Origin of the sequence: Paenibacillus sp. VMFN-D1 (assembly GCF_003386155.1) — a bacterium.
Classification (GTDB): Bacteria; Bacillota; Bacilli; order Paenibacillales; family Paenibacillaceae; genus Paenibacillus_AQ; species Paenibacillus_AQ favisporus.
Map to the genome: position 1 here is coordinate 2446020 of NZ_QRDU01000001.1, position 24762 is coordinate 2470781.

Consider the following 24762-nt stretch of genomic DNA (forward strand, 5'->3'; position numbering starts at 1 on the left):
GACGTTCCAGGTTTCGGCAAAGCGCTTATTTCTCAGTCTTCCTCCCCTCAACTAAATGTAAGCGATTACACAATGTATTCAGCTCTTCTCTTATCTACTTGACCTCCCTAGAAACGATGTCGATTCATGGAAGCTCTTGGATTAACCATAATATAATATAAATATTTAACATATTCAATATGTTAATAAAAATAAAAAAGACCTTTTCGTAGTGAAAAGGTCTTTTTTCTATACGGCATCGCTTATTCCGATGGAAAATTAACGCGGTTTTACGGGGCCGGTCGTCTGTCCGACGACCAGCTCGGGAACGAGCAGCGTCTTCGTGTAGCCGCCGCTCCGGTCCGCCCCCTTCCCAATGATGTCTACCAGCGTTTCCGCCGCGCGTAAGCCCATTTCATATTCAAACTGCTTGATATGCGTAAAAACGCTGAGCTCTTCCACGACGGAGGTCGGGTCGTCGAAGCTGACGATCGAGAGGTCGCCTGGGATTGACAGCCCGTTTCTCTTCGCCATCTGCTGGATTTGCACGCCAAGCTTGCCGTTCAGCGTGATATAGGCGGTCGCCAGACCGCTGCGGATATACCGGTACAGCGGGTGCTTCTCCGGCTCATCTGAGGCATGAATCCGAAAGCCGGTAATGATATGGGCCGGGTTAATCAGCGCGCCCTTGTCCTTCAAGGCGTCCATATAGCCTTCGATGCGCTCCTGGACGGTGACGGTCTGCAGCGGAGAATCGGAGCAAATGGCGATTTCACGGTGGCCCAGCTCCCACAAATGCTCTACGGCAAGCCGCGTCCCCAGCCGCCCGTCGGCCGCGATGTAATTGGTTTCGACACCCGGCAGAAACCGGTCGATCAAGACGAAAGGAAAGCCGGAGAACTTCAGGTTCAAAATTTCGTCGTTGTAATGCTCCTCGTCCACCGGGAACACCAAAATTCCTTCCGCACCGATCTGTTTCAAGGTTTTGATCGCTTCCTTTTCGTGCTCCAAATCCCCCTCGGACAGCAGAATCATGGTCCGGTATCCTTTGCTGCTGAGGCCTCTGCGGACACCGTCGATCAGCCTGACGGCAAAATAATCGTAAATCGAAGGCATCACGAGCCCGATGAGCCCCGTTTTCGGCTTCACCTCTTCCGGAGCCCGGCCAAAGACCGGACGCGGTACCTCAGCCTCTTCCGCGGCCGCCGGCTCGCTGACAAAGCTGCCTTTTCCGGGGACCCGGCTGATGACGTTTTCGTTCGCGAGGCCAGTCAGCGCTTTCACAACCGTAATTTTGCTTACATCAAAGCGGTCCATGAGTTCCTTCTCCGTCGGGATGCGATCGCCGGACTTCAGGCCTTCCGATTCGATCAGTTCCCGGATGTACTGCTGTATCTTTTGATACAGCGGGGTCCGTGCGGTAACATTCAACAGGATCACCATACTTTAATTTGAGATTTTGTTATATATATTATCGGCTGGAACATGGGTTCGCAACATTCATCCTGACTAAAAAAATGTTCTGTTCGTCTGATTCCTTAATTTGATATATTATATATGTTATATTGAATAGCGGATTTTGTATAGCGGGGTTTTGCAAAAATGTCGCATTAACGCAAAAAAAGACGGCCGCAATGCGGCAGCCTTTTTTTACATCCATGCCTTTTCGAAAACGGAGTGAGCTTACACATTCAGCTCCAGCTTGGCATGATATTGACGGTACTGCGGGTCCTCCCCCGCGACCATCATGCCCATGCCCCAATCGATATGAGTCTCCCGGCTAGGCGGATCGGCAGGATCGCGGTATTGGAACAGGACGTTTCTGCGCGGCCGGCTGCTCTTGTTCCGGTCGGACCCGTGAATCGTCAGGTAATTGAAGAACAGCACATCACCTGCGCTTGCCGGGCAGGGCGTGCCCATGCTCACCGGGTAATCGCGGTGATCGAGGTAGTACCTGCCTACATGGGGAAGCGGTCCCTGCTTATGGGATCCGGGAACGACGCACAGGCAGCCGTTTTCCATATCCGCATCGTCGAGATGAACGCTGGCGGCAAGCATCGTATGGCGATCATGAGGGAAATACGGATAATCCTGGTGCATCGGAAAAGCGGCGCCCTGCTCCGGCGGCTTGACCAGCATTTTGGTATGATGGAGCTGAACGTTGGGACCGATCAGCTGCGTCAGAACGCCCGTCATATGCGGATGCGCTACGGCACGGGTGAAGCATGCGTCGTGAAACTGCAGATCGTGAAAGCCTTTGAGCACCAGCTTCTTCAATTCGTCCTGGGGAATGTAATCCCCCTGCCAAGTATGGTTGACGTCCTGCTTGGCTGCAGCCGCCTTGGCAATCGTACGCTCCACCGCATACTGCATATCCTTGACTTCCTCTGTGCTGAACACGCCGCGGACGAGCAAATAACCGTTTTCGTTATAAAATTCGACGTCTTCTCTGCTAATCATCTTCCCGTTCCCTCCCGTAACATTTGAATGACAAATCGTGAATACGCCTTCATTATAGGGATAACTGACACCTGACGTCTTTGCCGGATTGGAACCTGTTTTTGTCGGATTCGGACACGAATGGATGAGGAGGACTTGAAATGGATCATCTCGTCTGGGGAGCCGCCCTGTCTAAACTGCATTCAACCGTCGGAGAGCTGACCGAAGAGGATTTATGCATCCGCATACATTATTGGGGAGCCCTTGCGGAGCACCGGAGCAACTTAGAGCATAAGCATTCTTTTTTTGAAATGTGTTATGTCGCGGGCGGTGAAGGAACGTATGTGGATGAAGGCCGGATCCATCCGTTAGCAAAAGGAACGCTGTTCATTTCCAATCCCTACCGCATGCACCGTATTGAAAGCACAGGGATGCAGCTCATATGGCTCGCCTTCGATGTGGATGCCGGGCGCACCTCAGCTCCCTGGAACGGTCAGTTTGCGCGGCTGGCGCAGTCGGACTGCTATATTCTTCACGGAGCTGAAAACAGCCCGGCCGTCCTGCTCTGGAAAGCGATTATTCAAGCGGCCGCCGAACTGGATACCGCCCGGTTTTCGCTGGACCGGCTGGTGCTTGCGCTTGTGGCTGCGCTGCCGCAAACCTTTACGCCGGACCGCCAGCTGCACAAGCCGACGCTGCCTCCGCCCCGCTCCGCTTCTCTGAGGCAGGCGCTCCAATTCATCCGTGATAACCTGGAGTCGCCGCTAAAGCTGGAAGATGTGGCATGGTATTTTCATCTATCGGGAAGACATCTGGCCCGTTTGTTCCAGAAGGAGCTCCAAATGACCTTCACGGCATTCGTCCGCCAGGAAAGGATCCGGCTTGCGGCGTACCTTCTGCGCGAGACGGACCGCTCCGTCAAGGAAATCGCCGACCTAACGGGATTCGGCTCCGTCCACTATTTTACCAGGATGTTCTCGGCTGCCGCCGGCATTCCCCCGGCCGCTTACCGGATCGCGCCACAGCAAAAAGGCATGCCCTTCGAAGAGGAGCATGCCTGATTTCAAAATGTGTTCATAGGCGTAACATTTGTACGATTACTACGCGGGCTTCACGCTCTCCCGGTAATGGGCGGAGCCTCATTGGGACCAAAGGATACATTGATCCGGTGATCGAGCACGACGGCGTCTTCCGTTTCAAACCGGATGACCGTCGTAATATGGAACGGTGTCTCAATGAAGCGGATGCTCAGCTCCAGCGTATCCGGGGACTTCCACGTAAAGCTTGACACCGTTGCGGTCTCGCGGGGCATGATCAGATCAGACTTGCCTTCCAGCCATTTCCCGCGTCCCAAAGGCAATGCAAAATGCTTCCCGCCGGTCTCATGCAGGTCAACCACCGCCTGATCGGCCTCGAAACGGACCGAAATCCGGCTCCAGTTCATGTCGTTGTCGTCCAGCACATAGTTTTTGCCGCTGACGGCGGATTCCAATTCCGGTTGAATGCTGTACGCGAGCGGAGCAAGCTCCAGGCTGCGGATCCGTTCCTGCAATCGGTCCTGCGTTTCTTCGTCCAGCGGGAGCTCCTCTCCGGCCATCGCGGGCAGCAGACGCTCCCAGACGGCGTTCATTACTTCCTGCATCTGGTTCGTTCCGCTTGTGACAGCAAGTACCGCCTCCTGCTCCGGCATGACGATGCAGAACTGGCCAAAGGCTCCGTCTCCGCGGTAGGCGCCGTGCCGGCATCTCCAGAATTGGTAGCCGTATCCCTGCGCCCAGTCGCTTTCTCCGCCGTCTCCGTTGGAGATCTGCTTCGAGGTCGCCTCCTCTACCCATGCTTCCGGAATCAGCTGGCTGCCGTTCCATGCCCCTCGCTGCAAAAACAGCTGGCCGAACTTGGCGATGTCTTCCGTCGTGATGCTCAGTCCGAAACCTCCAGTGTTGATTCCCCGCGGACAGGACTCCCATGTGGGGTTGTGAATGCCCAGCGGCTCAAACAGCCGCTTCTGCAAAAATTGAAGCAGCGTCTGCCCGGTCACGGATTGCAGAATGGCCGACAGCATATAGGTTGCACCCGTGTTGTACACAAAATGGGTGCCGGGCGTATGCTCCACCGGAGCCGCGAGAAAGGCTTTGGCCCAATTCCCGTCCGTGCAGCGGTCAATGGCCCCCATCGTATCCTGGTCATTCCCCGTGCCCATCATCAGCAGATGCCGGATGCTCATGGCAGCCAAATTCGGGCTGACTTCCTCCGGCAGGTCGTCCGGGAAGAACGTAACGACCTTGTCTTCCAGAGACAGCAGACCCTCGTGTACCGCGAGACCGATGGCTGTGGAAGTAAAGCTCTTGCTCAGCGAAAACAGCATGTGCGGCAGCTCTGGGGCATAAGGCCCCCACCAGCCTTCCGCAGCCACCTGTCCGTGGCGAAGCAGCATAAAGCTGTGCAGCTCAATGCCCTTGGCCTGTACCTCGTCCAGAAAATCAAGGATGGCCGCCCCGGGAATACCCAGCGCTTCCGGTCTGCTTCTTGGTAATTGCAGGCTTGTATTTTCCATGGTTTCACACCCCTTTCGTTACAAACGTACCGCAGCCGCATAGCAATTTCAAGCATTTTGTTTCCGCTTACAATCGGACTCCTTTATCGCCTTGCGTTGACCCTGTCCTGCTGTGCTATTATAATCCCTGATACCAAATCAAGATGGGAGGCTGACATGTCATGAAGTACCGCAGATTGGGCGGCACAGGCTTGGAAGTATCTAATCTTTGCCTGGGCACGATGGCTTTTGGAAGATGGATCGATGAGGAAGCGTCGGTGCGGATCCTGGATCACGCGATCGACCAGGGAATCAATTTTATCGACACCGCCAACTATTACGGCAAGGGGCAGGATGCCGACGTTCCGCACGGAACAGGCGAAAGTGAGGACATTATCGGCCGTGCCCTGAAGGGCAGACGGGATCAGGTCGTTCTGGCGACGAAAGTGGGCATCCGGTCGGGGTTCGGGAAAAATGACAGCGGCCTATCGCGGACCCATATTTTGCGCGAAGTCGATAAGTCGCTGCAGCGCCTTCAGACGGATTATATCGACTTGTATCAGGTACATATCTTCGACCCGCACACGCCGCTGGAAGAAACGCTGCGGGCTCTGGACGACCTCGTTCGCAGGGAAAAGTAAGGTACATCGGCTGCTCCAACTATGCCGCCTGGCAGATTGCCAAAGCGCATGCGATCAGCGAGCGGATGAACCTCGAAAAGTTCATTTCCGTGCAGCCGCAGTACAACCTGCTCTCCCGGGAAATCGAACAGGAACTTCTGCCGTTCTGCGCCTCGGAGGACGTCGGCGTAATGGTATACAGTCCGATGGCGCGCGGGATGCTCTCCGGCAAGTACAAAGCGCCAGGGGATGCCCCCCCGGAGAGCCGCGCCGCCAGCGGGGAGAAGCCGCTGCAGCAGTATTTTACCGAGCGGAATTATGAGCTTGTCAAAAAATACGCGGTGCTTGCCGGTCAATACGAAGTCAGCCTTTCTCAATACGCACTGTCGTGGGTGCTTAATCAGCCCGCGGTTACAGCCGCCATCATCGGTGCCAGCAAAGTGCATCACGTGACGGATGCCGCGCAGATCAGCGACTGGTCCTGGACGCCGGAAATGCAGCGGGAAGCAAGTGATGTCCGCAGTTCTACGGATGAATCACAACCTCATTAAAAAACAGTCCCGGCCGAATATATTGGCCGGGACTGTTTTTTTGTCATGCTCACTCTCGCGCCTGTCAACAGGTTGCATTATACCTAGGCACGGTCGGGCTCCCATTCGGCATTCAGCACATATGTTGCCCGTATTTTGGTATGGTCGTCCATATCCGGCGCTGCCGGAATCCAGATCCCTATCCCGCGCTATACTTCCGGCGTTGGCGTCGGCGCCGCGTATTTCCCGTTGGAATACGTCTGGTCGATGATGCCGCGGATCTCTTTCACGCTTTTGCCCTCTTTGACCAGCGAAGCTGCCGTAAGCGCCGTCTCGACGCACACGCCGCAGCTGGTGCCGTGATCGTCCCAAACCACGCTTCCGTCCGGGTTGACTTCTTTAATAAAGCAGTTCAAATTGCTCTTGTGACCGGCACTTTCCCCGCAGCCGCAGTAACATGGAATTTGGCTGAGCACTTCCTTGACGCCTGCTGCCGCCATATAGGCCGTTCTGACGGTATCGTTCGCAGGCTGCAGAAACGAAGGAAGTTGCTCCTTCCCGCCCGTCGTCTCCTGCAAATCGCCGTTTGCGGCCATCTGCTGGTGTGCGCCGTGATCATGCTGCATCGTCTGCTCCGCCGAATCTGGGCCGCCTTTATCCGAGCAGCCGGATACCAGCAGCCCGCCCAGGACGATTCCGAGCACAGATAACCTTGCTTTACTGCCCATCATCATGTATCTCCCCTTTGATTGTTGTCCATTTTACATAGTATACCATGCCGCTTGCCGGATATATAAATTCGGATGACTTCGCAGCAGGTCACAGTGCCTGATCATGTCAGACCCGAGTACCGGCGGGGGCATGGACATTTTCTTAACAGTAATTATTCCGTTTAAGGTGCCGTTTTGATATAATACAGGTATCTAACCTTTATTCCGGATTTTCACAGAAAGGTGATTGCCATGGAACAGTCCATCCATCCGTCCCAGGAATGCGACGCAACCTGCACGGGCTCAGACAATGAATTGGGCAAAATCAAAGAAGCGCTGATCGATGATCAAGCTGCCTCGCAGGTCGCCGATTGGTTTAAAGCCTTTAGTGATCCCACGCGGGTCAAGCTGATCGACGCGCTGCTGCAAAGAGAACTGTGCGTGCATGACCTGACCACACTGCTCGGCATGGGCCAATCCGCGGTGTCCCACCAGCTGAGGTACTTGCGCAATTTGCGGATCGTCAAACGCCGCAAAGAAGGCAAAACGGCCTATTACTCGCTTGACGATACGCACATCGAACAGATTTTCCTGCAGACGCTGCAGCATACCCAGCATGGATAAATATTTCTAACCCAAGACCCTCTGCCTTTGGCGGAAGGGTCTTTTCTTTTTTTGCTTTCGCGGCCAACCGAACCATCCGACGCCATCCCTCTTTTTTTCCTGAGAAGAAACCAAGGGTTGCCGGCTCCAATAAAAGTCAATGCTGATAACAAGTAATCCATTGATCAGGAGGCAGCTCCTTATGAACAGAACGAACAGAAGCCTGATATCCGTATTCCTCTTTCTCTCGGTAACCTTTTATGCCGGATGGAGCTTTGTATGGCCTGCTGGAGTGGCTGATGCAAAACGTGCCGATACGCTCTTCGGTCATGATTCTATTCAACAACCTAAGGTTGTTAACGGGAGCGACGGCCAAACCGGGCGAAACCCTTCCTTGGATCCGTCCCTTTTATCGGCAATGCTGCTGGCAAAGGATCCCGTACAAGCCGCGGTGCAGTTTTCCAGGACCCAATGGCCGGACGGAAGCATGAATAACAGCCCGGACGTCGTCATTCTGGCCGATCCCCAGGATAAACCAGCCGCACTTGCGGCAAGCCGTCTCCTGCTTTCCTCAAAGAACGGAACCATGCTGTTTACAGGCAGATATGTAACACCGGAGGCCACCCTAATCGAGCTTGTCCGGCTTCGTCCTTCCGGTCTTGTTTCGCAAAGCGGTGTGCAGGTGATTGCAGCGGGCGACATACATCAGCGGGTTATCGATCAGCTCCGCAGGCTGGGCCTCCGCACCGAGCGAATTCAGGCTGCGGCGCCCGAAGCTCTGGCGGGAGCAGTGGATGCATATACGGCACAGCTGTCCGGCAAACATAACCGAGCCGTGATCATGCTCCCCTTGGAACAAAAGCCATTCTCCTCCTCTATGCTCCGCCTTTTGCAAGAAAAAGAGGGCTCCCTCCTTTTCGTAAAGCGGTTTTTCATTCCAAGGGAAACCCTTCAGGCGTTAGAACAGCGAAACGGCGGTTCAAATATCTACATTCCAGCTTCACTGGAAGCGGTCTCCAAACAGGTGGAGCGCAGGCTGCAGCGTTATGGAGAAGTGACAAGAATATCGGGGGACTAGCAGGAGCTCCTCAAACGGCAGCGGGCGGCACCGCACACAGCGGACCGCCCGTTCATATCGACTCGTTATTTATTTCAGCTTCAGCACCCGCATCGCATTTAAGACGGCCAGCAGGGTGACGCCGACATCGGAGAAGACGGCTTCCCACATCGTTGCGATGCCAAAGGCTCCAAGCAGCAGGAAAATCCCTTTGACTGCCAGCGCAAAAACGATGTTCTGCCATACAATTTGGCGCGTACGCCGCGCAATGCCAAGCGCGGTGACGATCTTGGACGGCTCATCGGTCATAATGACGATATCCGCCGCTTCAATGGCAGCGTCCGATCCCAGGCCGCCCATCGCGATCCCTACGTCGGCTCTCGCCAGCACCGGCGTATCGTTCATGCCGTCCCCGACAAAAGCGATTTTTTCCTTAGGCTGCTTCAACTGGCTCAGCCGTTCCATATGCTCTACCTTATCCTGTGGAAGAAGCTCCGCATGCACCTCGTTGACGCCAAGCAGCTTCCCGACCTTCTCCGCCACCGGGCGTGCATCGCCTGTCAGCATCACCGTCTGTTTGCCCCGCTGTTGAAGCGCGCCGACCGCCTGCGCAGCATCTTCCTTCACCTCGTCCGAGATGAGCAGATAACCGGCGTATTCTCCATTCACGGCCACATACACGACGGTGCCCGGCGCATCCGGCTGCTGAGCCGCAATGCCTTCCTCCTTGAGCAGCTTTGCGTTGCCTGCCAATACTTCCACGCCGTCCATTTTCACGTGAACGCCGTGTCCCGCAGCTTCATTGTAGTCCTGTATGCGTGACGCATCTATTTCTTTCCCGTAGGCTTCCCTGATCGATTCGGCAATGGGATGGCTCGAATGAAGTTCGGCGAAGGCTGCATATTCCAGCAGTTGTTCAGGGCTGATTCCGTCGTGGGCCGGGCGGGTTTCGGTCACCCGGAACGTCCCCTTGGTCAGCGTGCCGGTCTTGTCGAACACGACGTACTTCACATCATTCAAGGCTTCCAGGTAATTGCTCCCCTTAACCAGGATGCCCGCTTTGGAAGCGGCGCCGATCCCTCCGAAAAATCCGAGCGGAATCGATACGACCAGCGCGCAGGGACACGAAATGACGAGAAAGATCAGCGCCCGGTAGATCCAGTCGGAGAACGTCGCGCCGCTCATCACGAGCGGTGGAACAATCGCAAGGAGCAGGGCGACGATGACGACGACCGGTGTATACAAACGGGCGAACTTCGTGATGAAGTTCTCGGTAGGGGCCTTGTTGCTGCTGGCGTTTTGGACGAGGTCCAAAATTTTGGCCGCGGTGGACTCCCCATAAATCTTGGTCACCTCAATCGTAAGGACGCCATTTTTATTGATGAACCCGCTCAGCACCTCATCGCCTGCTTCCAGTTCACGCGGCACGGACTCGCCGGTAAGCGCGGAAGTGTCCGCCATCGATCGGCCCTCGGTCACTTTGCCGTCGAGCGGGATCTTCTCTCCCGGTTTGACGATGATCAAATCGCCGACCTGGACTTCCTCGGGCGTCACCTGTTTCGTTCCGTCCCCCGTCTTCAGGTTCGCATAATCCGGCCGGAGATCCATCATGGCGCTGATGGATTTGCGCGAACGGTTAACCGCAATGCCCTGAAACATTTCGCCGATCTGGTAGAAGAGCATGACGGCAACCCCTTCGGGATACTGCCCTACGCAGAACGCCCCAATCGTCGCAACCGACATCAGGAAGTACTCGTCAAACACCTGGCCCCTAAGGATGTTGCGGAGCGCCTGCAGGACGATGTCTCCTCCGGTAATGAGATAGGCCACCAGAAACATGGCGAGCTCGGCCCACCCCGTGACCGGCAGCAGCATCGCGGCTGCCGTGATCACCGCCCCTGCAGCCAGGCGGATCGACATGACCCGGATGCCGGAACTGCCGTGATCATGCGAATGACCGTGATCATGGCCGTGGGCATGATCATGTGAATGACCGCCCGCTCCGTGGTCATGACCTTCGTGGGAATGACCGTGATCATGCGCGTGCCCATCATGATGATGGCCGCGCGACCTTTGCGGATGATTTCCTGCCGCTTTCGGAACCAGCTCGCGCACGCTCACATGCGGCTCTAATTTTTTGATTTTCTTCGTAATATCCGATATCAGTTGGCCTTGATCTTCTGAGGATTCAAACGTCAGCGTCTGCTTGACGAAATTGACGGAGCAGGAAGAAACCCCGTCCATCTTCCGGACCCCATCCTCGATCTTCATGGCACAGTTTGCACAATCCAAGCCTTCAAGCAGCAGCTCGCGCTTCACCTTAGAGACGGCTTCAGTCATCTAAATGCCTCCGATCCAGTCACGAATATAATATGAGCATATATTCATATATAAACTTGTTAAGCACATTATATTCAGGGATGGAGAAGAATGTCAACCAGCTTTTCCGGGCTTTTCCACCAATTATCGAGAAAAACGAAAAAAAGGCAGAGGCTGTTCCCCTGCCTTTTCCTGCAGCTCACCCGGTCTCATCCGAGACGCACGACATCATCAGCTCCCGGTATTTCCCCGGCGTGACGCCCTCGATCTTTTTAAAAGCCCGGATAAAGACAACGTCGCTCGTATACCCGACCAATTGCGCGATTTGGGCATTTGTGAATTCCTTGTCAGCCATATGGCGTTTGGCAAGCTCAATCCGTTTCTTGGCGATATGGTCGCTGAGATTGATCCCGCTCTGTTTTTTGTAAAAGGTCGAGACGTACTGCGGCGTCATGTCGAAGTGATCCGCCACCATGCCAAGCCCCATGTTCGAATCGGTGAAATGCTCATCCACGAACTGATCCATGTCCTGCAATAGCTGGGCGCTGTGGCCGCTTTTGTCCGCAACCATGCTCTCCGCCAAAATTTCATACAGCCGCTTCATCCGTTTATGCATTCCTTCGGCCGTTTCATAGGAGAAGATGTCCTTCACCAGATCGATATCGGGTCCGAGAATGTCATTCTGGTCCATGCCCGTGGCGTTCATTATTTTTAAATATGTACTGGTGATGTTAAAGAACAGGCATTTCCCGTATTCCGGCGTGATACTGCCCGACTCGAAATTCATCGCATAAATCGTGTCCAGCAGCTGCAGGGCATGGTCGGCGTCGCCGCTCCTTACGAAATTAATCAGCTGTACCTCAATATCGACCGGGTAGTAATAATGGGAGTGCACATCCGTAATGTCCTGAAAATAAATAATCGTCCCGCCGCCCTTAACAATCCGGAATTCTAGGGCAGACGCCGCTTCCGCATAGCTCTCGCTGATGCTCTTCGCGCCGCTGTGAGGCAGGCCCACCGCCACGGTCACATCGATCTTGAAGCGTTCCTCGATCATGGCTTTGAGCGCTGTGGCCAGCTCACGGGTCACCCTCTCGCCGCCCTCGGCCTGTTCCGCGGCAAAGTTGCACACGATCGCTACCCGGTCCCGGTCCAGCTCAACGGCAAACGCCTTGTGCGGGTACTCGATCAGGTCCGTGCCGATATTGGATACGATAAAACGGGCAAGCGCCCACTGCTCCTCGCTCGGCTCCGCGTTGAACCTTGCGATGCTGTCCAATTGGACGACCATGACCGAGAAGTCGTCACTGACGAACGTAATATCCATAAACCGCAGTGACTGGCCGCCTTCCCGGGACGCGTCGACATCCATCTGCCCCCGGAGCAGGCGCAGCAGGAAATTGGAGCGGATGACGGGAGTCTGCTGGGCGAGCAGGCTGCGTAAATTTTTTTCGGTATGCAGGGAGCCTTCAATGGACTGCAGGATCAGCTCGTATTCGTTGACCTGCGGCCTTCCGCTCCATTCATTGCCCCTGAGAATGGCATTGACCGTTTTACGCAGCGGACTGTAATTTCGGTAAGCGAAGATGAAGGCTGCGGTCAATCCCACGGCCAGACAAAGGGCGAACAGGATCAGCGCCCACTGCTTGATCAGAATGATCTGCTGCATAAAGACGCTTTTGGGCGTAACGAGCACGTATTTCCATCCTTCTTTTTCCGATGAGGTATACGATACCATTTTCTGATCGCCATTAATCGTTTGGTTGAACAACCCGCCGGTTCCGGTGATCCGGGACAACAATTCGCCCGGCAGCGGCTGGCGGTCCGTCGCCATGATCGTGCGGCCGTCCGAATTCACGATGTAGATCGAGCTGTCGCTCGCGGATTCAATCTGGGCAAACATTTCCTTAATCTGACTCTCGTCGATCAGAATGACGAAGGTCCCCGTAATATCGCGCCGGTCCCGCCCCGGAAGCGACTGAGCAAAGGTGATGACGTTCAACGGCGTTTTCTCGATGCTCTGCATCGGATCATACTCGGCGGTACGCAGCAGCGTGGCCGATGGAAGGTAATCCATCGTATGGAAGCTTGTGAGCATGCTTTCCCGCCAGCGGTCGTAACTCATGCCCTGATAGCTGTAATACATATCGTAAAATTTGTGCGAATCGGTGAGAAGCCCGGGCCTCAGCACCAGATCGCTGTTGCGGAAATAGACATAGTAATCCAGGATAAAGTTCGTCAGGCTCCCCTGTCTTGACATGGTGTTCCGCATAAATTCGATGAACTGGTACCGGTCGGGACCGCCTGCATCCTGGTCCAGTTTGAGCAAATACTCCAGCTTCGGATCGAAAATGATCTGCTGGGCCAGCTTTTGAACTTCGCTTAATTTGCTGTCCAGGGACAGCTTGAGCTGCTCCAGCATCGCTTGATTGGAACGGTTGGCACCGCTTTCCAAACTTGCTTCGACTTTGGTGTACAAGAAGGCTCCCATCGAGACCGGGATGAGCAGCAGAACCAGATTGGAAATCAGCATCGTCATCCACACGCTTCGCAGATGACCGATTCCAAGCGGACGAAGCAGCCGTTTCACCAAGCATTCCCCCTACCTTGTTCATGTATCGACCGACATGCGCATCAATGAAACTTGTATGTTCATTATAATGCAAGGGACAGGGCTCCGGGCAGTTTTCTATTCCTTGATGGCGCCGATCAGCACCCCTTTGACGAAATACTTCTGCAGGAATGGATACAGGCAGATAATCGGCAGGGTCGACACGATGATGGTGGCGTATTTGATCGTTTCGCCGATCGCATACTTGTCGTCCGCTGCCACGCCGGTGGACATGGAATCGGTGGAATTGGCGATGAGGATTTCGCGCAAAACGAGCTGCAGCGGATACATCGTCCGGTCACGCAAATACACCAGCGCCGGAAAATACGAGTTCCAGTGCCCAACCGCATACCAAAGAATCATGACCGCGATGACCGGCATCGACAGCGGAATGACGATTCGGAACAGAATGGTCATCTCGCCGGCTCCGTCGATTTTGGCCGATTCTTCGAGCGACACGGGTACGCCCTGGAACGCCGTCCGCATAATGATCAGGTTAAATGTGGAGATCGCACCCGGGATCAGCAGCGCCCATGGTGTATTCATCATGCCGAGCTTGCCGACGAGGATGTACGTCGGGATCAGTCCGCCGCTGAACACCATCGTCAGAACGATCGCAAACATCATCAGGTTTTTAAAATACAGGTTCCGGCGCGACAGCACATAAGCCCCCAGTGCCGTCATAAATAGGTTAATGGCCGTTCCCGCGGCTACGTAAAACAGCGTATTCCGGTACCCGCTTGTAATCATCGGGTTCTTGAAGACAGCTTTGTAAGCCTCAAAGTTAAATCCGAGCGGGCGCAGGAGGATGCCCCGGTGCTGGATAAAGCTCGCCGCGTCGCTCAATGAAGCAAATAATACATACAGAAACGGGTACAGTGTAACGAAGCAAAGCAGCAGCATCAGCAGCGTATTGATCACGCCGAATACCTTTTCGCCGTTCGTTTGTGCAATCATCGGACGATCCCTCCTACCACAGTTTGTTTTCGGACACGCGCTTGCTGATGGCATTTGCCGACACGATCAGAATCAGGCTGATGACGGAATTGAACAGGCCGACCGCCGCGGTAAAGCTGTAGCTCGCCTCCAAAATCCCTTTTCGGTATACATAAGTGGAAATGACATCGGCCGTTTCGTAAGTCAGCGGATTATACAGCAGAAGCACCTTCTCGCTGCCTACCGACAGCATGTGCCCCATATTCAGAATGAGCATGATGACAATCGTGGGCATGATGCCCGGTATGGTGATATGGAACGTTTGTCTCCAGCGGCTTGCGCCGTCAATTTTGGCCGCCTCATACAGCGTCGGGTCGATATTGGCAATCGATGCCAAATAGATGATGGAGCCCCAGCCGATGCCCTGCCAGATGCCGGACGATACGAAAATAAAGCGGAACCAGCCGGCCTCCTTCAGAAAATCGATCGGATCGACGCCGATGAATCCCAGCAGCTGATTGATCAATCCGTCACGGCTTAGGAAGTCAAACATCATCCCCGCGACCACGACAATCGATATGAAATGCGGTAAATAGGAAATCGTCTGCACGAATCGCTTGAACGCCATTTTGCGGATCTCGTTCAGCAGCAACGCCAGCAGAATTGCCGCCGGAAAACCAAACAGCAGATCATAGAAGTTGATGAGGACCGTATTGCGGATGAGCCTCCAGAAATAAATGCCGTTAAAAAAGCTGTCAAAATGCTTGAAGCCGACCCATGGGCTTCCCCAGATCCCTTGTGCCGGCGAGTAATCCTTAAAGGCGATCAGGAGACCGTACATCGGTCCGTAATGAAAGATCAAGTAATACGCAATGACGGGGAGCGCCATGAGATAAATGATCCAGTTGCGGCGGAGATCCTTCCGGATGGTTTGCCCCGTGGTTAGATCGGTCCGGCTGCGCAGCGGGCGCTTCTTCATCAGTTTCTTATCGGTTACCTGCCACATGTAACCCCCTGCCTTTCCTGCGGAATGTGGTGTTGGAACAAGGGGCGAGCCGGGAAGCGGACATCCCCTGCCCGGCATCTTCGCCGCCTTATGCTTTTGGATTAACGCTTATTGAACCGGTCAAGGGCGGACTGCTGGATTTTGATTGCGTCGTTAATGCCCATCGCCTCGATTTTCTTCACGTACTTATCGAAGTTGTCGATCGGCTCCGCGCCCATGATGAATTTGAGGAACATCTCGTCCTTATACGTGTTGATGTCCGTCATGATCGAAGCGAATTGGGAGCTCTCGTCCTTGGTCGGCGTCACGAGCGGCATTTTGCGTTCCCCAGTCGGCTGGGACCATACGGTCAAGGCCTCCTTCTGGTTCGGGAGGGCCAAATACTGCATCTGGAATTCATCGCTCAGCACGAACGGAGCGCTCCACGTTGAACGGTTATGCTTTGCAAAGGATTGCTGGAGGCTGACGCCGCTAGGCGGGTTCAGCACCTCAGGCAGGAAGACCGGCTTGCCGTCCTTCATCGTGTATGCTTCACCCTCTTTGCCGTAGTTGAACAGGAGATTGCCCTGTTCTCCGTAGGCATAGTCCAGCCACTTGACCGTTTCGGTCGGGTTCGTATTGCTGGTCGAGATGGCGGCGCCGATGCCGTTCGTGGCGAAATCCTTTTGCCCCCAAATCGGCTTATCGCCTTTGTTCAGTACCGGATACGGAGCGGCCACCAGATTAAATTTCGGATCCTTATCCTTCATCAGGTTGGCGTATTTGCCGATGCCGCCGCCGTTATACGTTGGAGCCGCGCCCAGCTGGTTGCCGGTCATTTTGGCATCGAACAGCTTGTCGTTCGGAGCGGCGAAATCCTTGTCGAGCAGCCCTTCCTTATACCATTGGTTCATCGTGGCCAGGAATTCCTTGTACTCCGGCTGGATCGGTCCGTATTTGACGCTGTTGTCGATCTGGTAGAAGCCGTAGTTGATGCCCCATGCGCCAAGGAAAGGCGCATCCGTGCCGATATCGTCCTTCGTAAAATACAGCGGAATTTCGTCGGCTTTCCCGTTGCCGTTCGGATCCTTCTCCTTAAACGCCTTGAGCACTTCATGCCATTCGTCGATCGTCGTCGGCGTCTGAAGGCCAAGCTTATCGAGCCAATCCTTGCGGATCGACGGGCCGTAGAAGACACGGACCTTATCGCCGCCGCGGAAGAACGGGAACATATAGAGGCTTCCGTCGTCGGTGGTCACCTGCTTTTTCCAGTCGGGATGCTCATCCAGCAGTTTTTTCAAATTCGGTGCATATTGGTCGATCAAATCGTTCAGCTTAATAATTTTGTTGTCCTGGATCGCTTTCTCCGGTCCCCCCGGATACCCGATCCATGAAGTTTCGATCACATCCGGCAGTTTCTCGGAGACCATCATGAGGTTGAACTGCTCCTGAGCCTGGGTGGAGTCGGTCGGCGGATGCTGGAAGTCCACTTTAACGCCAGTGATCCGTTCCAGTTCCTTATACATGCCCATTTCCGCGTACGTTTTCATTTGGGCGGCTGCAGCGGGGTGCATGCTGACCCAATAGGTCAGGTGGGTTAATTTTTCCGGTTCGGCTGTTTTTCCGCTGGTGGACGCCTCCCCTTTCGCCTGATCGTTCCCCGAGGTGCCGCCGCAGGCCGCAAGCGACAGAACCAGGGCGGCTGCAAGCACCGCAGTGCCCCATTTTTTAGCTGCTTTTTTTCTCATGTAAGCGCCTCCTTTTTGAAATAAATCCAGTTGACCGGACTCTGATTTATGTGAAGCTGCCGGTACCCAAAGTATAGGGAACCTGCCTGTTCCCGCGATACTGCCGCTTTGAAAGGAGCGCAGTATTTTCGTAAGATGACGGACTGATTTTTTTAATGCTGCCTTAACTTTTCTTCATCCGGGCGGCTAATCCTGGACCCGCACAAGCCTTACGGCACGCAGCTTTACCCCGTCGGCATGCCAGATTTCCGTGAATTTGGGAGACGGGTCCTTCAGTTTGGAAGAACGGAGCGTCAGTCTATGGATTCCGGGCTCCAGCCACGTAACTTGTCCTAATCGGGACCGGATCGGGATGTAGGGATGCTGGCATGATGGAGAATCCGGATCCTCCCCGTCTTCCGCCGGATCGGTAACCAGGCAGCTTCCATCCGTCTCCAAGACGACCGGTTCCGGATACAGCCCGGGCCAATCCTGATCGTACCGCTTGAAGCTGATCAGCACCAGTTCATAGGTGCCCGGCTGAACGAGCTTGAAGGTCCACTCCGCCTGCCGCAGCGCCGGAATCCCCGCTGCCTCGTCTTCTTCCCTGACAAGGGTTACACTCGCTTGGGGGACATCCAGCTGCAGCCGGCCGCCGTCAAGCTGCGTTAACGTCCGGTCGAAATCAGGCTCCCCGGCCATTTCCAGGGCAATAACCGTCACATGCTCGTCAGCCGGTTCGGTTGGAAGCTCCACTTTAAGCACATGCAGATCAAGCCCCTCGTCAACCGATTGCCGGAACGCCAGTTCTTTTTTCTGCGGATCGGCCAGGCAGTATATACGCGATACCTCGCCGCGGATGCCGTGCATCACCAAGCCATCTGCAGGCCATTTGTCGTTATGAACGTGCACATACACTCGTCCCGGGCGGGTTGTCACCGCTCCAAATTCCAGCTCGGCCGGAAACGGGCTGCCTTCGGTACCGTAAATGGCGTCGCTATTCCGCCGCGTCCATTCTCCGACCTCCCGCAGTCGCTCTGCGGACAGCTCCGGAATCGTCCCTTCCGGCGTTGGACCGACGTTCAAGAGCAGGTTACCGCCCTTGCCAATGACGTTTACCAGTTTCTTGATCACCGCCTCCGCACTCTTCCAAACCTGGTCCCGGTCCGTGTAGCCCCATGACTGGTTCAGGGTCATCGGCGTTTCCCACGGCCGCTGATCTTCACCGCTCATCCCGATCTCGTTATCGCCCTTGGAGACATAATCGCCCATGCCGATAAAGTGCGACACCCTGGAATTGATGAGGCAGTCCGGCTGCAGACCTTTCACAAAGGCCACGATATCGCGGCTGTCCGCTTCCGATAACCCGCCAGCCGTATCAAACCAGAGCAGGCCGACCGGCCCATAAGAAGTGAGCAGCTCCTTCAGCTGCGGCTTCGCCTTGCCTTCCCAGTATTCGGGAAAGTGCTTCTCCGCCAGCTTGTAATCCCAGGTGTTGTTATGCTCTTTGTGCAGCGAATGGGGATGATGCCAGTCAATCACATGCGAATAGTAAAAGCAGAGTACGATTCCCGCCTCGCGGCAAGCCTCGGCAAGCTCCTTCAATGGATCGCGCCCAAACGGAGTCGCGTCCACGATGTTGAAGGGATCGGCCTTGGAATGGAACATTGCAAACCCGTCATGATGCTTGGCCGTGATAACGATATATTTCATCCCCGCGTCTTTGGCCAGCTGTACCCAGGTTGCCGCGTCAAACTGCTGCGGATTAAAATCACCGGCCAGCTTCTCGTACTCGCGGACGGGGATCTTATCGGCGTACATGACCCATTCGCCCTTGGCCAGCGCTGCGTACAGTCCCCAGTGGATGAACATGCCAAACCTCGCATCCGTCCACCATGCTGTCGCCGGATCACTTCTCTTGTGCACTTCTTGCTCTCCCATACGTGTTGCCCCCTTCTACCAATACGGCTTCCAGTCCCGGGTTACGCGAACCAGTGCCTCGTACATGTAATAGTCGCCCCAGATGCAGCACTCGTCGACGCCGTTTCCGCCCGGCTTGCTGTATACCGCATGCAGCAGAATGCCGTTCGACTCCGGCACGTGCCATGTCATATAATGATCGATCAAGGATTTCAAAATCCGCAGGGCGGCATTTTCGTACAGCCGTTTCAGCGGATCGGTCAGCGGCAGATGCTCCGCGGTCTCGATCAGGCCGCAGACCGCAATCGCCGCAGCGGAGCTGTCCCGCTCCTCATCCCCTTCCGTAAATACAAGATCCCAGTAGCATACCCCGTCCTGCGGAAGCCGGTTCAGGAAGTAATTCGCCAGCCTGGACGTCAACTGCAGGTACCTGTCATCGCCGGTGTAACGGTAGGAGAGCGGAAAGCCGTTAATCCCCCACGCCTGTCCGCGCGACCAGCATGAATCGTCCGCATGCCCCTGCGCGGTGGAGCCGTACTTCGGCAGTCCCGATGCGATATCCATATAAAAGGTATGATAACTGGACGCATCCTCCCGAATGAGGTGCTCCGCCGATTTCCGGGCGTGCGACTCGGCCGCAGCCTTATATTTGGGGTTACCGGTGACGTCCGATGCCCAGTACAGCAGCGGCAGATTCATGAGGCAGTCAATGATGATCCTCCCCTGCTGCCTGGGATCCTGGAGATTTCCCCAAGCCTGGATGATTCCCGCCTTGTCCCAGTAACGTTCCATCAGAAGATCCGCTGCCTGCATGGCGAGTGTCTTGGCCTCTTCGCTGCCGGTCAGCTTGTAGGATGCCACGCAGGACAGCGTGTATAGGAATCCTAAATCATGCGTGTCCGTATGGCGCCGTTCCTCCACTCTCCTGCGATAGCTGTCCAGCTGGCCTTCCGCGGCGGCGCGGTACTTGGCATCGCCGGTCGTTTCGTAAGCGAGCCACAGCATCCCGGTCCAGAATGCCGGCGTCCACTCCGTATTACCGGTCTGCCGGTATACCAGATTCGTGCTGGCCTCCGACGGAAACGTGTCCTGAAATGTCTGGAGATTCCGGTCCACCTGGCGCCGAATAAATTCCATAGCCTCCAGGCACCTTTCCCGCGTAAGCCCGGAGTCCTCCTTATACCTCCCTGAATTCTTGATGTCCTCGTCCTTCACCTGCTTCATCGCTGCCACCCTCCATGATTGTTGATATTGGCGTTCGTCATGAACTGAATTGTAAACAGGCCATGCACTCTTCACAATCGCCGTTATTCGTGGTAGCACTGCCGTTTTTTCTGGTTGCAGCAGGATCTGAAAATTCGTCGGTCTCCGAAAAAAACGTCAGGAAGGTCTTCAAGCCGGGATCGAAACCGATGTCTACAAGGTCTACAAGGTCTACAAGCTTACAGCGGCATCGAGCCGAGCACGAAAAAACGACCCGGCAGCGGCGGCTCGTGAAAGCTCCGCAATACACGGATCGTTTGAAGTTCAGGGTCAGGGGATCTCGATATGAAAAGTTTCCCGCAGTCCGCGGGACCCTTCGTCGGTAATATGCAGCGCCCGCGTTCCTTCCATGCGCCGCAGCCATCCCAGCTCGAGCAGCCGCTCAAGCATCGCGCTGCCTAACGAGCCGGCCAAATGCGGCGTGCGCTCGCTCCAATCGAGGCATTTGCTGCAGAAGCTGCGCCGCTTTTTCCGGACCGCTTCCATATCGATGCCCATATGTTCGAAGAAGGCGCCCCCTTCCCCGGTAACAGCAAAGGCGTCTGTTTCCTCACGGATGACGCCGGCTTCGATCATCGCGTCCCTTAGGCGGATGCCAAGGTCTCCCGCAACATGATCGTAACAGGTTCTCGCCCGCCGCAGGTGGCGGTTTTCCTCGGATTGCCTCAGCGACTTGATCTCAACCGGCGGCGCAAGCAATAGCAGCGTCTCCACCACGGCAGCCACATCATGGCTCTTCAAGCCGTAATACCGGTGCCTTCCCTGCTTGTGCATGGCGATCATCCCCGCTTCTTCCAGCTTGGCCAAGTGGTAACTCGCAGTCTGCGGGGTGACTCCCGCCATATAGGCCAGCTCGCTCGCCGGATGGAACCGTCCGTCCATCATGGCGGTCAGCATCGCCGCACGCGATGGATCACTGATCATGGCCGCGGGATGAGCCGCAACCGGTCCTGCCTTCATCCTGCCCCCTCCTTTGCATTCCACATTTCGATGAACATTGTAATATGAACCGGTTACAATGTTCAAGTACATATCAACAAGGAGGCGTTTTGCCATATGACTGCAGCAGACCCGCAAACCCGTGCCATCACCCCGAAAATTTTATATTACGGCATGCCTGTCATCCTGATCACCACGCGTAACGAAGACCACACAATCAATATCAGCCCGATTTCTTCTTCCTTTGCGCTGGGGGACAACATCGTCCTTGGCATTTCAACGAGCAGCAAGGCTTATGATAATTTGACCCTTCGCCCGGAATGCGTCATCAATCTTCCTTCCGCCCCGCTGTGGGAGAACGTGGAGCGAATCGCCCCTTATACCGGGAGGACTGTTGTCCCTGAGTTCAAGAAAGCCATCGGGTTTACGCACGAAAAGAATAAGTTCGCCGCAGGCGGCTTCACTCCCGTCGATTCCGAGGTCGTGCAGCCATCGCGCATATCCGAATGCCCGCTCCAGATTGAAGCACATGTTCAGCGGATGACGGTTCCGGAATACGATCCGTTCTTCGCGATCGTGGAAACCCGCGCTGTCCGGGTCCATGCCCATAGCGACATCCTTATTGGAGAACATCATATCGACCCCCGGCGCTGGAATCCGCTCATTTACAATTTCCGTCACTACTTCGGGCTGGGAGATCCGTTGGGAGCGACCTTCCGGTCGGAAACGTGAGCCCTTTTTGCCACCATGTTTATTCAACCGGATATCTCTAAACAAAAAAAGTCCTCAAAGACGCACTGTCTTTGAGGGCTTGCCGGCTGAAATTCTAACGTATGCCTGCGTTTATTGCTTATTTCCTATCAGCGGCAGCAATCGGAGCAGCATACTGCCGTCCCCGTCTGGCCCTGGCGGTTTTTCCGTCCCGGCTCATCCTTGACGATATACAGCTGACGGAAGCCGACCCGTTTCAAGAATCGGGCAGCCTGTTTGCTCTGCCGATTGCTGCCTCCCAGAATCACAACCGGCTCGGAGGTGGAGAGCTCCTTTTTCCACAGATACGGCAGCCGGCCGAGCGAAATATTGACCGTACCGTTCTCATGCTCCCGCAAATAATCCACCGGATCTCTCACGTCCAGCATTTTGATGTCTTCCTGATCCCTGGCGATGACCTTCAAATCGTCGGGATGGATGGGCGTAAGACCATGGACAGGCAGGATATTCCGGAGCAGCCATACTCCAATGACGATAACGGCTGCCAGCAACAACCAAATCATCCGCTTTCCTCCCTGGTTATATTGTAGCGAGGGATCATGTCCTTAGCCGCTTCACAGCAGCATAGTGCCGCCATACAGCAAAAGGCGCTAATCGGACAAGCATCCATTAACATTTTCTATAAGTCATTAACAAATTTGATTATAACTCCGGGGAGGAAATTGTCAATGCAGGATCATATCTATTTTCCCTTTCTATAATATAAAGGCGCATGTCCCGTAACCGATTTGAACACCCGGCCAAAATGCGTAACGCTCCCGAAACCCACCTTCCTGGCAATAAGATTTACCTTCAAAGTCGTCTGCTCGAGCAGATGTTTGGCTTCCTTGATTCGGACGCTGTTCACATACTCTACAAAGGTAAAACCTGTAGCAACCTTAAAAAACCTGCTCAAATAATAGGGGCTGGTGTAAAACCTTTCTGCTAACCCATGAAGCGTCAGGTCCTGCATATAATGCTGGTTGATATAATGGACGACTTCCGAGATCCGTTCATGCATGGGGCTAGGCGCTTCCGGTCTCTCCGGAAGAGCTTGGCCCGCATGCCTGCAGCAAAGGATGAGCAGCTGCAGCACCAAGGCCTGTGCGTACATGTCGAAGCCCGGTCGCTGGTCCTGCACCTCCTGGATAATGCCCCGTGAAATCGCCTCAACGGAGGACCGGCTATAGGGAGAGCATTTGACAATGACGTATTCCTGATCGAACAACGGCTGCAATATGTCCTTATAGGCGCCGTTCAGTGCCATAAAGCATTCATGAATGTTGACGACGAGGCGTTCATGCCTGGGCATCGCCGCATTGGTCGTCCGATGCAGAATGTTGGGAGGAACGATGACGACATCCCCTTCGCTGACCACCATTGTCCGGTCCTTAATGAAAAATTCGCGGCTGCCTGACATCAAATAATAAACTTCGTATGTACTGTGAAAATGGCTGGACGGCATATGATGGCTTAACGCCTTCCGATAGGACACCGAGAAGGTCCCCTCTGCGTTTTCATAGTTAACCTCACTCAATTTATATCCAACCTCCCCACCGGTTTGCCTATATTATACGCTCCTTCCGAATTGGCGCAAGATATAAGAAGAATTTGCGTATTCGAGCAAAAACCGTACATTTTCCTGTGCTAATCTAGGCATAAGCACAAAGAGGAGGAATGAGACCGTGAACACGTCAGAACTTCAATCCACGCAGCAGCTGCAGGAGGAAAGAACGCCCATTCAATGGGCCGAACAAGCCTGTGAAGCATTAATGGCCAAATTCGAGCCCGAACAGCTTCCGCCGGACCGTTTCCATTATCACCAGGGGGTCTTTCTGTCGGGCATGGAGAAATGCTGGAGGCAAACCGGTAAAGATCAATATTTTGACTACATTAAACGTTGGGTGGACAGTCAGATTCTCGCCGACGGCAGCATCAAAAAGTACAACCCCGATGAGCTCGATGACATCCAGCCTGGTGTGCTTCTTTTCAACCTGTTTGAACAAACGGGAGACGAACGTTACAAACAAGCGCTGCACACGCTTGCACCATTGCTGAAGTCATGGAGAACCAACCCGTCGGGCGGATTCTGGCACAAGGGGCACTGCCCGAATCAAATGTGGCTGGACGGCCTATACATGGCCGGACCGATCGCCGTTCAGTTCGGCAGGACGTTCGGCGACAGCGAATACTTTGACATGATGGCTTATCAGGCGATCCTGATGTCGAAGCATACCAAGGACCCGGGCACCGGACTCATGTACCACGGATGGGATGAAACCAAAGAAGCGTCCTGGGCCGATCCGGAAACGGGGCTCGCTCCGGAGTTCTGGGGACGCGCTATTGGCTGGTATCCTGTCGCCCTGCTGGAAATGTTCGAATACCTGCCAGAGGATCATAAAGACAAAGCCGCGCTAACCGTCATCCTGCAGGATCTGCTCGCGGCTTTGCCGAAATACCAGGATCCAGCCTCAGGCTTATGGTACCAGGTTGTCGACAAGGGCGACCGCCCGGACAACTGGCTGGAAAGTTCCTGTACCGCCCTGTACGTACACGCCATTGCCAAAGCGGTGCGGTTCGGTTATTTGGACGAAAGTTATCTAGCGTACGCCTGGAAAGGATACCAGGGCGTCATCGACACGCTGAAATTTGACGAGAACGGACGTGTGATCATCGGCCAAATATGCATCGGCACAGGCATTGGGGACTACGCCCACTACATTGCCCGCCCTACGAGCGAGAACGACCTCCACGGCGCCGGCGCTTTTATTCTGATGTGCACGGAAATGAACTTGGCAAAGAAAGCAGGCTGAGGGCTGAACCGGAGCAAGCCGATCCCGC

19 protein-coding genes and 1 pseudogene are annotated in these 24762 nt (G+C 54.7%); 6 read left to right on the top strand and 14 right to left on the bottom strand.

Going from position 1 to position 24762, the window contains the following annotated elements:
- Positions 1-258: 258 nt before the first annotated feature.
- Together C7820_RS11210 and C7820_RS11215 are read right to left on the bottom strand one after the other, a co-directional pair.
- A complete protein-coding gene (locus tag C7820_RS11210) occupies positions 259-1422 on the bottom strand; it encodes a GntR family transcriptional regulator (RefSeq protein WP_397334126.1) in 1164 nt (387 codons plus the stop codon).
- 240 nt (positions 1423-1662) lie between these two features.
- Positions 1663-2439 (bottom strand): phytanoyl-CoA dioxygenase family protein, encoded by a 777-nt coding sequence (locus C7820_RS11215; RefSeq protein ID WP_116231002.1) that lies wholly within the window; start codon positions 2437-2439, stop codon positions 1663-1665.
- A 140-nt stretch (positions 2440-2579) separates the two neighbouring features.
- On the opposite strand from C7820_RS11215, the gene C7820_RS11220 reads away from it, so the two are divergent.
- Complete coding sequence (locus C7820_RS11220) at positions 2580-3479, top strand: AraC family transcriptional regulator (protein WP_116231003.1); 900 nt, start codon at positions 2580-2582, stop codon at positions 3477-3479.
- A gap of 50 nt (positions 3480-3529) precedes the next feature.
- Here C7820_RS11220 and C7820_RS11225 read toward each other — a convergent pair whose 3' ends face one another.
- Positions 3530-4972: a serine hydrolase domain-containing protein gene (locus C7820_RS11225; RefSeq protein WP_116231004.1), complete on the bottom strand. Its 1443-nt coding sequence runs from the start codon at positions 4970-4972 to the stop codon at positions 3530-3532.
- Between the two features lie 161 nt (positions 4973-5133).
- Here C7820_RS11225 and C7820_RS11230 point away from each other — a divergent pair.
- Positions 5134-6122 (top strand): annotated as a pseudogene (locus C7820_RS11230) (aldo/keto reductase).
- A 188-nt stretch (positions 6123-6310) separates the two neighbouring features.
- Here the strand turns inward: C7820_RS11230 and C7820_RS11235 are convergent.
- On the bottom strand, positions 6311-6835 hold the full coding sequence (locus C7820_RS11235) for a PCYCGC domain-containing protein (protein ID WP_258875208.1): 525 nt from the start codon (positions 6833-6835) through the stop codon (positions 6311-6313).
- 228 nt (positions 6836-7063) lie between these two features.
- Here C7820_RS11235 and C7820_RS11240 point away from each other — a divergent pair, with 228 nt between their 5' ends.
- Entirely contained in the window at positions 7064-7435 is a 372-nt protein-coding gene (locus tag C7820_RS11240) for an ArsR/SmtB family transcription factor (protein ID WP_076167400.1), read from the top strand.
- Positions 7436-7616: 181 nt separating this feature from the next.
- Positions 7617-8492 (top strand): hypothetical protein, encoded by an 876-nt coding sequence (locus C7820_RS11245; RefSeq protein WP_116231005.1) that lies wholly within the window; start codon positions 7617-7619, stop codon positions 8490-8492.
- A gap of 69 nt (positions 8493-8561) precedes the next feature.
- On the opposite strand, the gene C7820_RS11250 is transcribed toward C7820_RS11245, so the two are convergent.
- From C7820_RS11250 to C7820_RS11285, 8 genes are all read right to left on the bottom strand, one after another.
- Entirely contained in the window at positions 8562-10811 is a 2250-nt protein-coding gene (locus tag C7820_RS11250; RefSeq protein WP_116231006.1) for a heavy metal translocating P-type ATPase, read from the bottom strand.
- Between the two features lie 178 nt (positions 10812-10989).
- The gene (locus C7820_RS11255) at positions 10990-13380 is read right to left on the bottom strand and encodes a helix-turn-helix domain-containing protein (protein WP_258875209.1); all 2391 of its coding nucleotides are present in this window, start codon (positions 13378-13380) and stop codon (positions 10990-10992) included.
- A gap of 99 nt (positions 13381-13479) precedes the next feature.
- Complete coding sequence (locus C7820_RS11260; protein WP_105443428.1) at positions 13480-14358, bottom strand: carbohydrate ABC transporter permease; 879 nt, start codon at positions 14356-14358, stop codon at positions 13480-13482.
- Between the two features lie 13 nt (positions 14359-14371).
- A complete protein-coding gene (locus tag C7820_RS11265) occupies positions 14372-15316 on the bottom strand; it encodes an ABC transporter permease (RefSeq protein ID WP_116231734.1) in 945 nt (314 codons plus the stop codon).
- A 128-nt stretch (positions 15317-15444) separates the two neighbouring features.
- A complete protein-coding gene (locus tag C7820_RS11270) occupies positions 15445-17070 on the bottom strand; it encodes a type 2 periplasmic-binding domain-containing protein (protein ID WP_116231007.1) in 1626 nt (541 codons plus the stop codon).
- A gap of 186 nt (positions 17071-17256) precedes the next feature.
- Positions 17257-18990 carry an alpha-L-fucosidase gene (locus tag C7820_RS11275; protein ID WP_116231008.1) on the bottom strand — a complete coding sequence of 578 codons (1734 nt, stop codon included), beginning with the start codon at positions 18988-18990 and terminating at the stop codon, positions 17257-17259.
- Positions 18991-19005: 15 nt separating this feature from the next.
- Positions 19006-20193 (bottom strand): glycoside hydrolase family 88 protein, encoded by a 1188-nt coding sequence (locus tag C7820_RS11280; protein WP_116231009.1) that lies wholly within the window; start codon positions 20191-20193, stop codon positions 19006-19008.
- A 309-nt stretch (positions 20194-20502) separates the two neighbouring features.
- A complete protein-coding gene (locus C7820_RS11285; RefSeq protein WP_116231010.1) occupies positions 20503-21192 on the bottom strand; it encodes an ArsR/SmtB family transcription factor in 690 nt (229 codons plus the stop codon).
- A gap of 96 nt (positions 21193-21288) precedes the next feature.
- Here C7820_RS11285 and C7820_RS11290 point away from each other — a divergent pair, with 96 nt between their 5' ends.
- On the top strand, positions 21289-21903 hold the full coding sequence (locus C7820_RS11290; protein ID WP_116231011.1) for a flavin reductase family protein: 615 nt from the start codon (positions 21289-21291) through the stop codon (positions 21901-21903).
- Positions 21904-22031: 128 nt separating this feature from the next.
- Here the strand turns inward: C7820_RS11290 and C7820_RS11295 are convergent, their stop codons facing one another.
- Together C7820_RS11295 and C7820_RS11300 are read right to left on the bottom strand one after the other, a co-directional pair.
- Positions 22032-22445 (bottom strand): rhodanese-like domain-containing protein, encoded by a 414-nt coding sequence (locus C7820_RS11295; protein ID WP_116231012.1) that lies wholly within the window; start codon positions 22443-22445, stop codon positions 22032-22034.
- Positions 22446-22624: 179 nt separating this feature from the next.
- Positions 22625-23458, bottom strand: coding sequence for an AraC family transcriptional regulator (locus C7820_RS11300; protein WP_089546737.1), 834 nt, complete (start codon positions 23456-23458; stop codon positions 22625-22627).
- Between the two features lie 148 nt (positions 23459-23606).
- Here C7820_RS11300 and C7820_RS11305 point away from each other — a divergent pair, with 148 nt between their 5' ends.
- Complete coding sequence (locus C7820_RS11305) at positions 23607-24734, top strand: glycoside hydrolase family 88/105 protein (protein ID WP_258875210.1); 1128 nt, start codon at positions 23607-23609, stop codon at positions 24732-24734.
- Positions 24735-24762 lie beyond the last annotated feature (28 nt).

Excerpts from the sequence above, each read along its gene's own strand:
- C7820_RS11290 (WP_116231011.1), top strand. The coding sequence starts at position 21,289 with ATGACTGCAGCAGACCCGCAAACCCGTGCCATCACCCCGAAAATTTTA.
- C7820_RS11220 (WP_116231003.1), top strand. The coding sequence starts at position 2,580 with ATGGATCATCTCGTCTGGGGAGCCGCCCTGTCTAAACTGCATTCAACC.
- C7820_RS11245 (WP_116231005.1), top strand. The coding sequence starts at position 7,617 with ATGAACAGAACGAACAGAAGCCTGATATCCGTATTCCTCTTTCTCTCG.
- C7820_RS11210 (WP_397334126.1), bottom strand. The coding sequence starts at position 1,422 with ATGGTGATCCTGTTGAATGTTACCGCACGGACCCCGCTGTATCAAAAG.
- C7820_RS11265 (WP_116231734.1), bottom strand. The coding sequence starts at position 15,316 with ATGAAGAAGCGCCCGCTGCGCAGCCGGACCGATCTAACCACGGGGCAA.
- C7820_RS11295 (WP_116231012.1), bottom strand. The coding sequence starts at position 22,445 with ATGATTTGGTTGTTGCTGGCAGCCGTTATCGTCATTGGAGTATGGCTG.
- C7820_RS11280 (WP_116231009.1), bottom strand. The coding sequence starts at position 20,193 with ATGAAGCAGGTGAAGGACGAGGACATCAAGAATTCAGGGAGGTATAAG.
- C7820_RS11250 (WP_116231006.1), bottom strand. The coding sequence starts at position 10,811 with ATGACTGAAGCCGTCTCTAAGGTGAAGCGCGAGCTGCTGCTTGAAGGC.
- C7820_RS11270 (WP_116231007.1), bottom strand. The coding sequence starts at position 17,070 with ATGAGAAAAAAAGCAGCTAAAAAATGGGGCACTGCGGTGCTTGCAGCC.
- C7820_RS11215 (WP_116231002.1), bottom strand. The coding sequence starts at position 2,439 with ATGATTAGCAGAGAAGACGTCGAATTTTATAACGAAAACGGTTATTTG.
- C7820_RS11235 (WP_258875208.1), bottom strand. The coding sequence starts at position 6,835 with ATGATGATGGGCAGTAAAGCAAGGTTATCTGTGCTCGGAATCGTCCTG.
- C7820_RS11240 (WP_076167400.1), top strand. The coding sequence starts at position 7,064 with ATGGAACAGTCCATCCATCCGTCCCAGGAATGCGACGCAACCTGCACG.
- C7820_RS11260 (WP_105443428.1), bottom strand. The coding sequence starts at position 14,358 with ATGATTGCACAAACGAACGGCGAAAAGGTATTCGGCGTGATCAATACG.
- C7820_RS11275 (WP_116231008.1), bottom strand. The coding sequence starts at position 18,990 with ATGGGAGAGCAAGAAGTGCACAAGAGAAGTGATCCGGCGACAGCATGG.
- C7820_RS11225 (WP_116231004.1), bottom strand. The coding sequence starts at position 4,972 with ATGGAAAATACAAGCCTGCAATTACCAAGAAGCAGACCGGAAGCGCTG.
- C7820_RS11285 (WP_116231010.1), bottom strand. The coding sequence starts at position 21,192 with ATGAAGGCAGGACCGGTTGCGGCTCATCCCGCGGCCATGATCAGTGAT.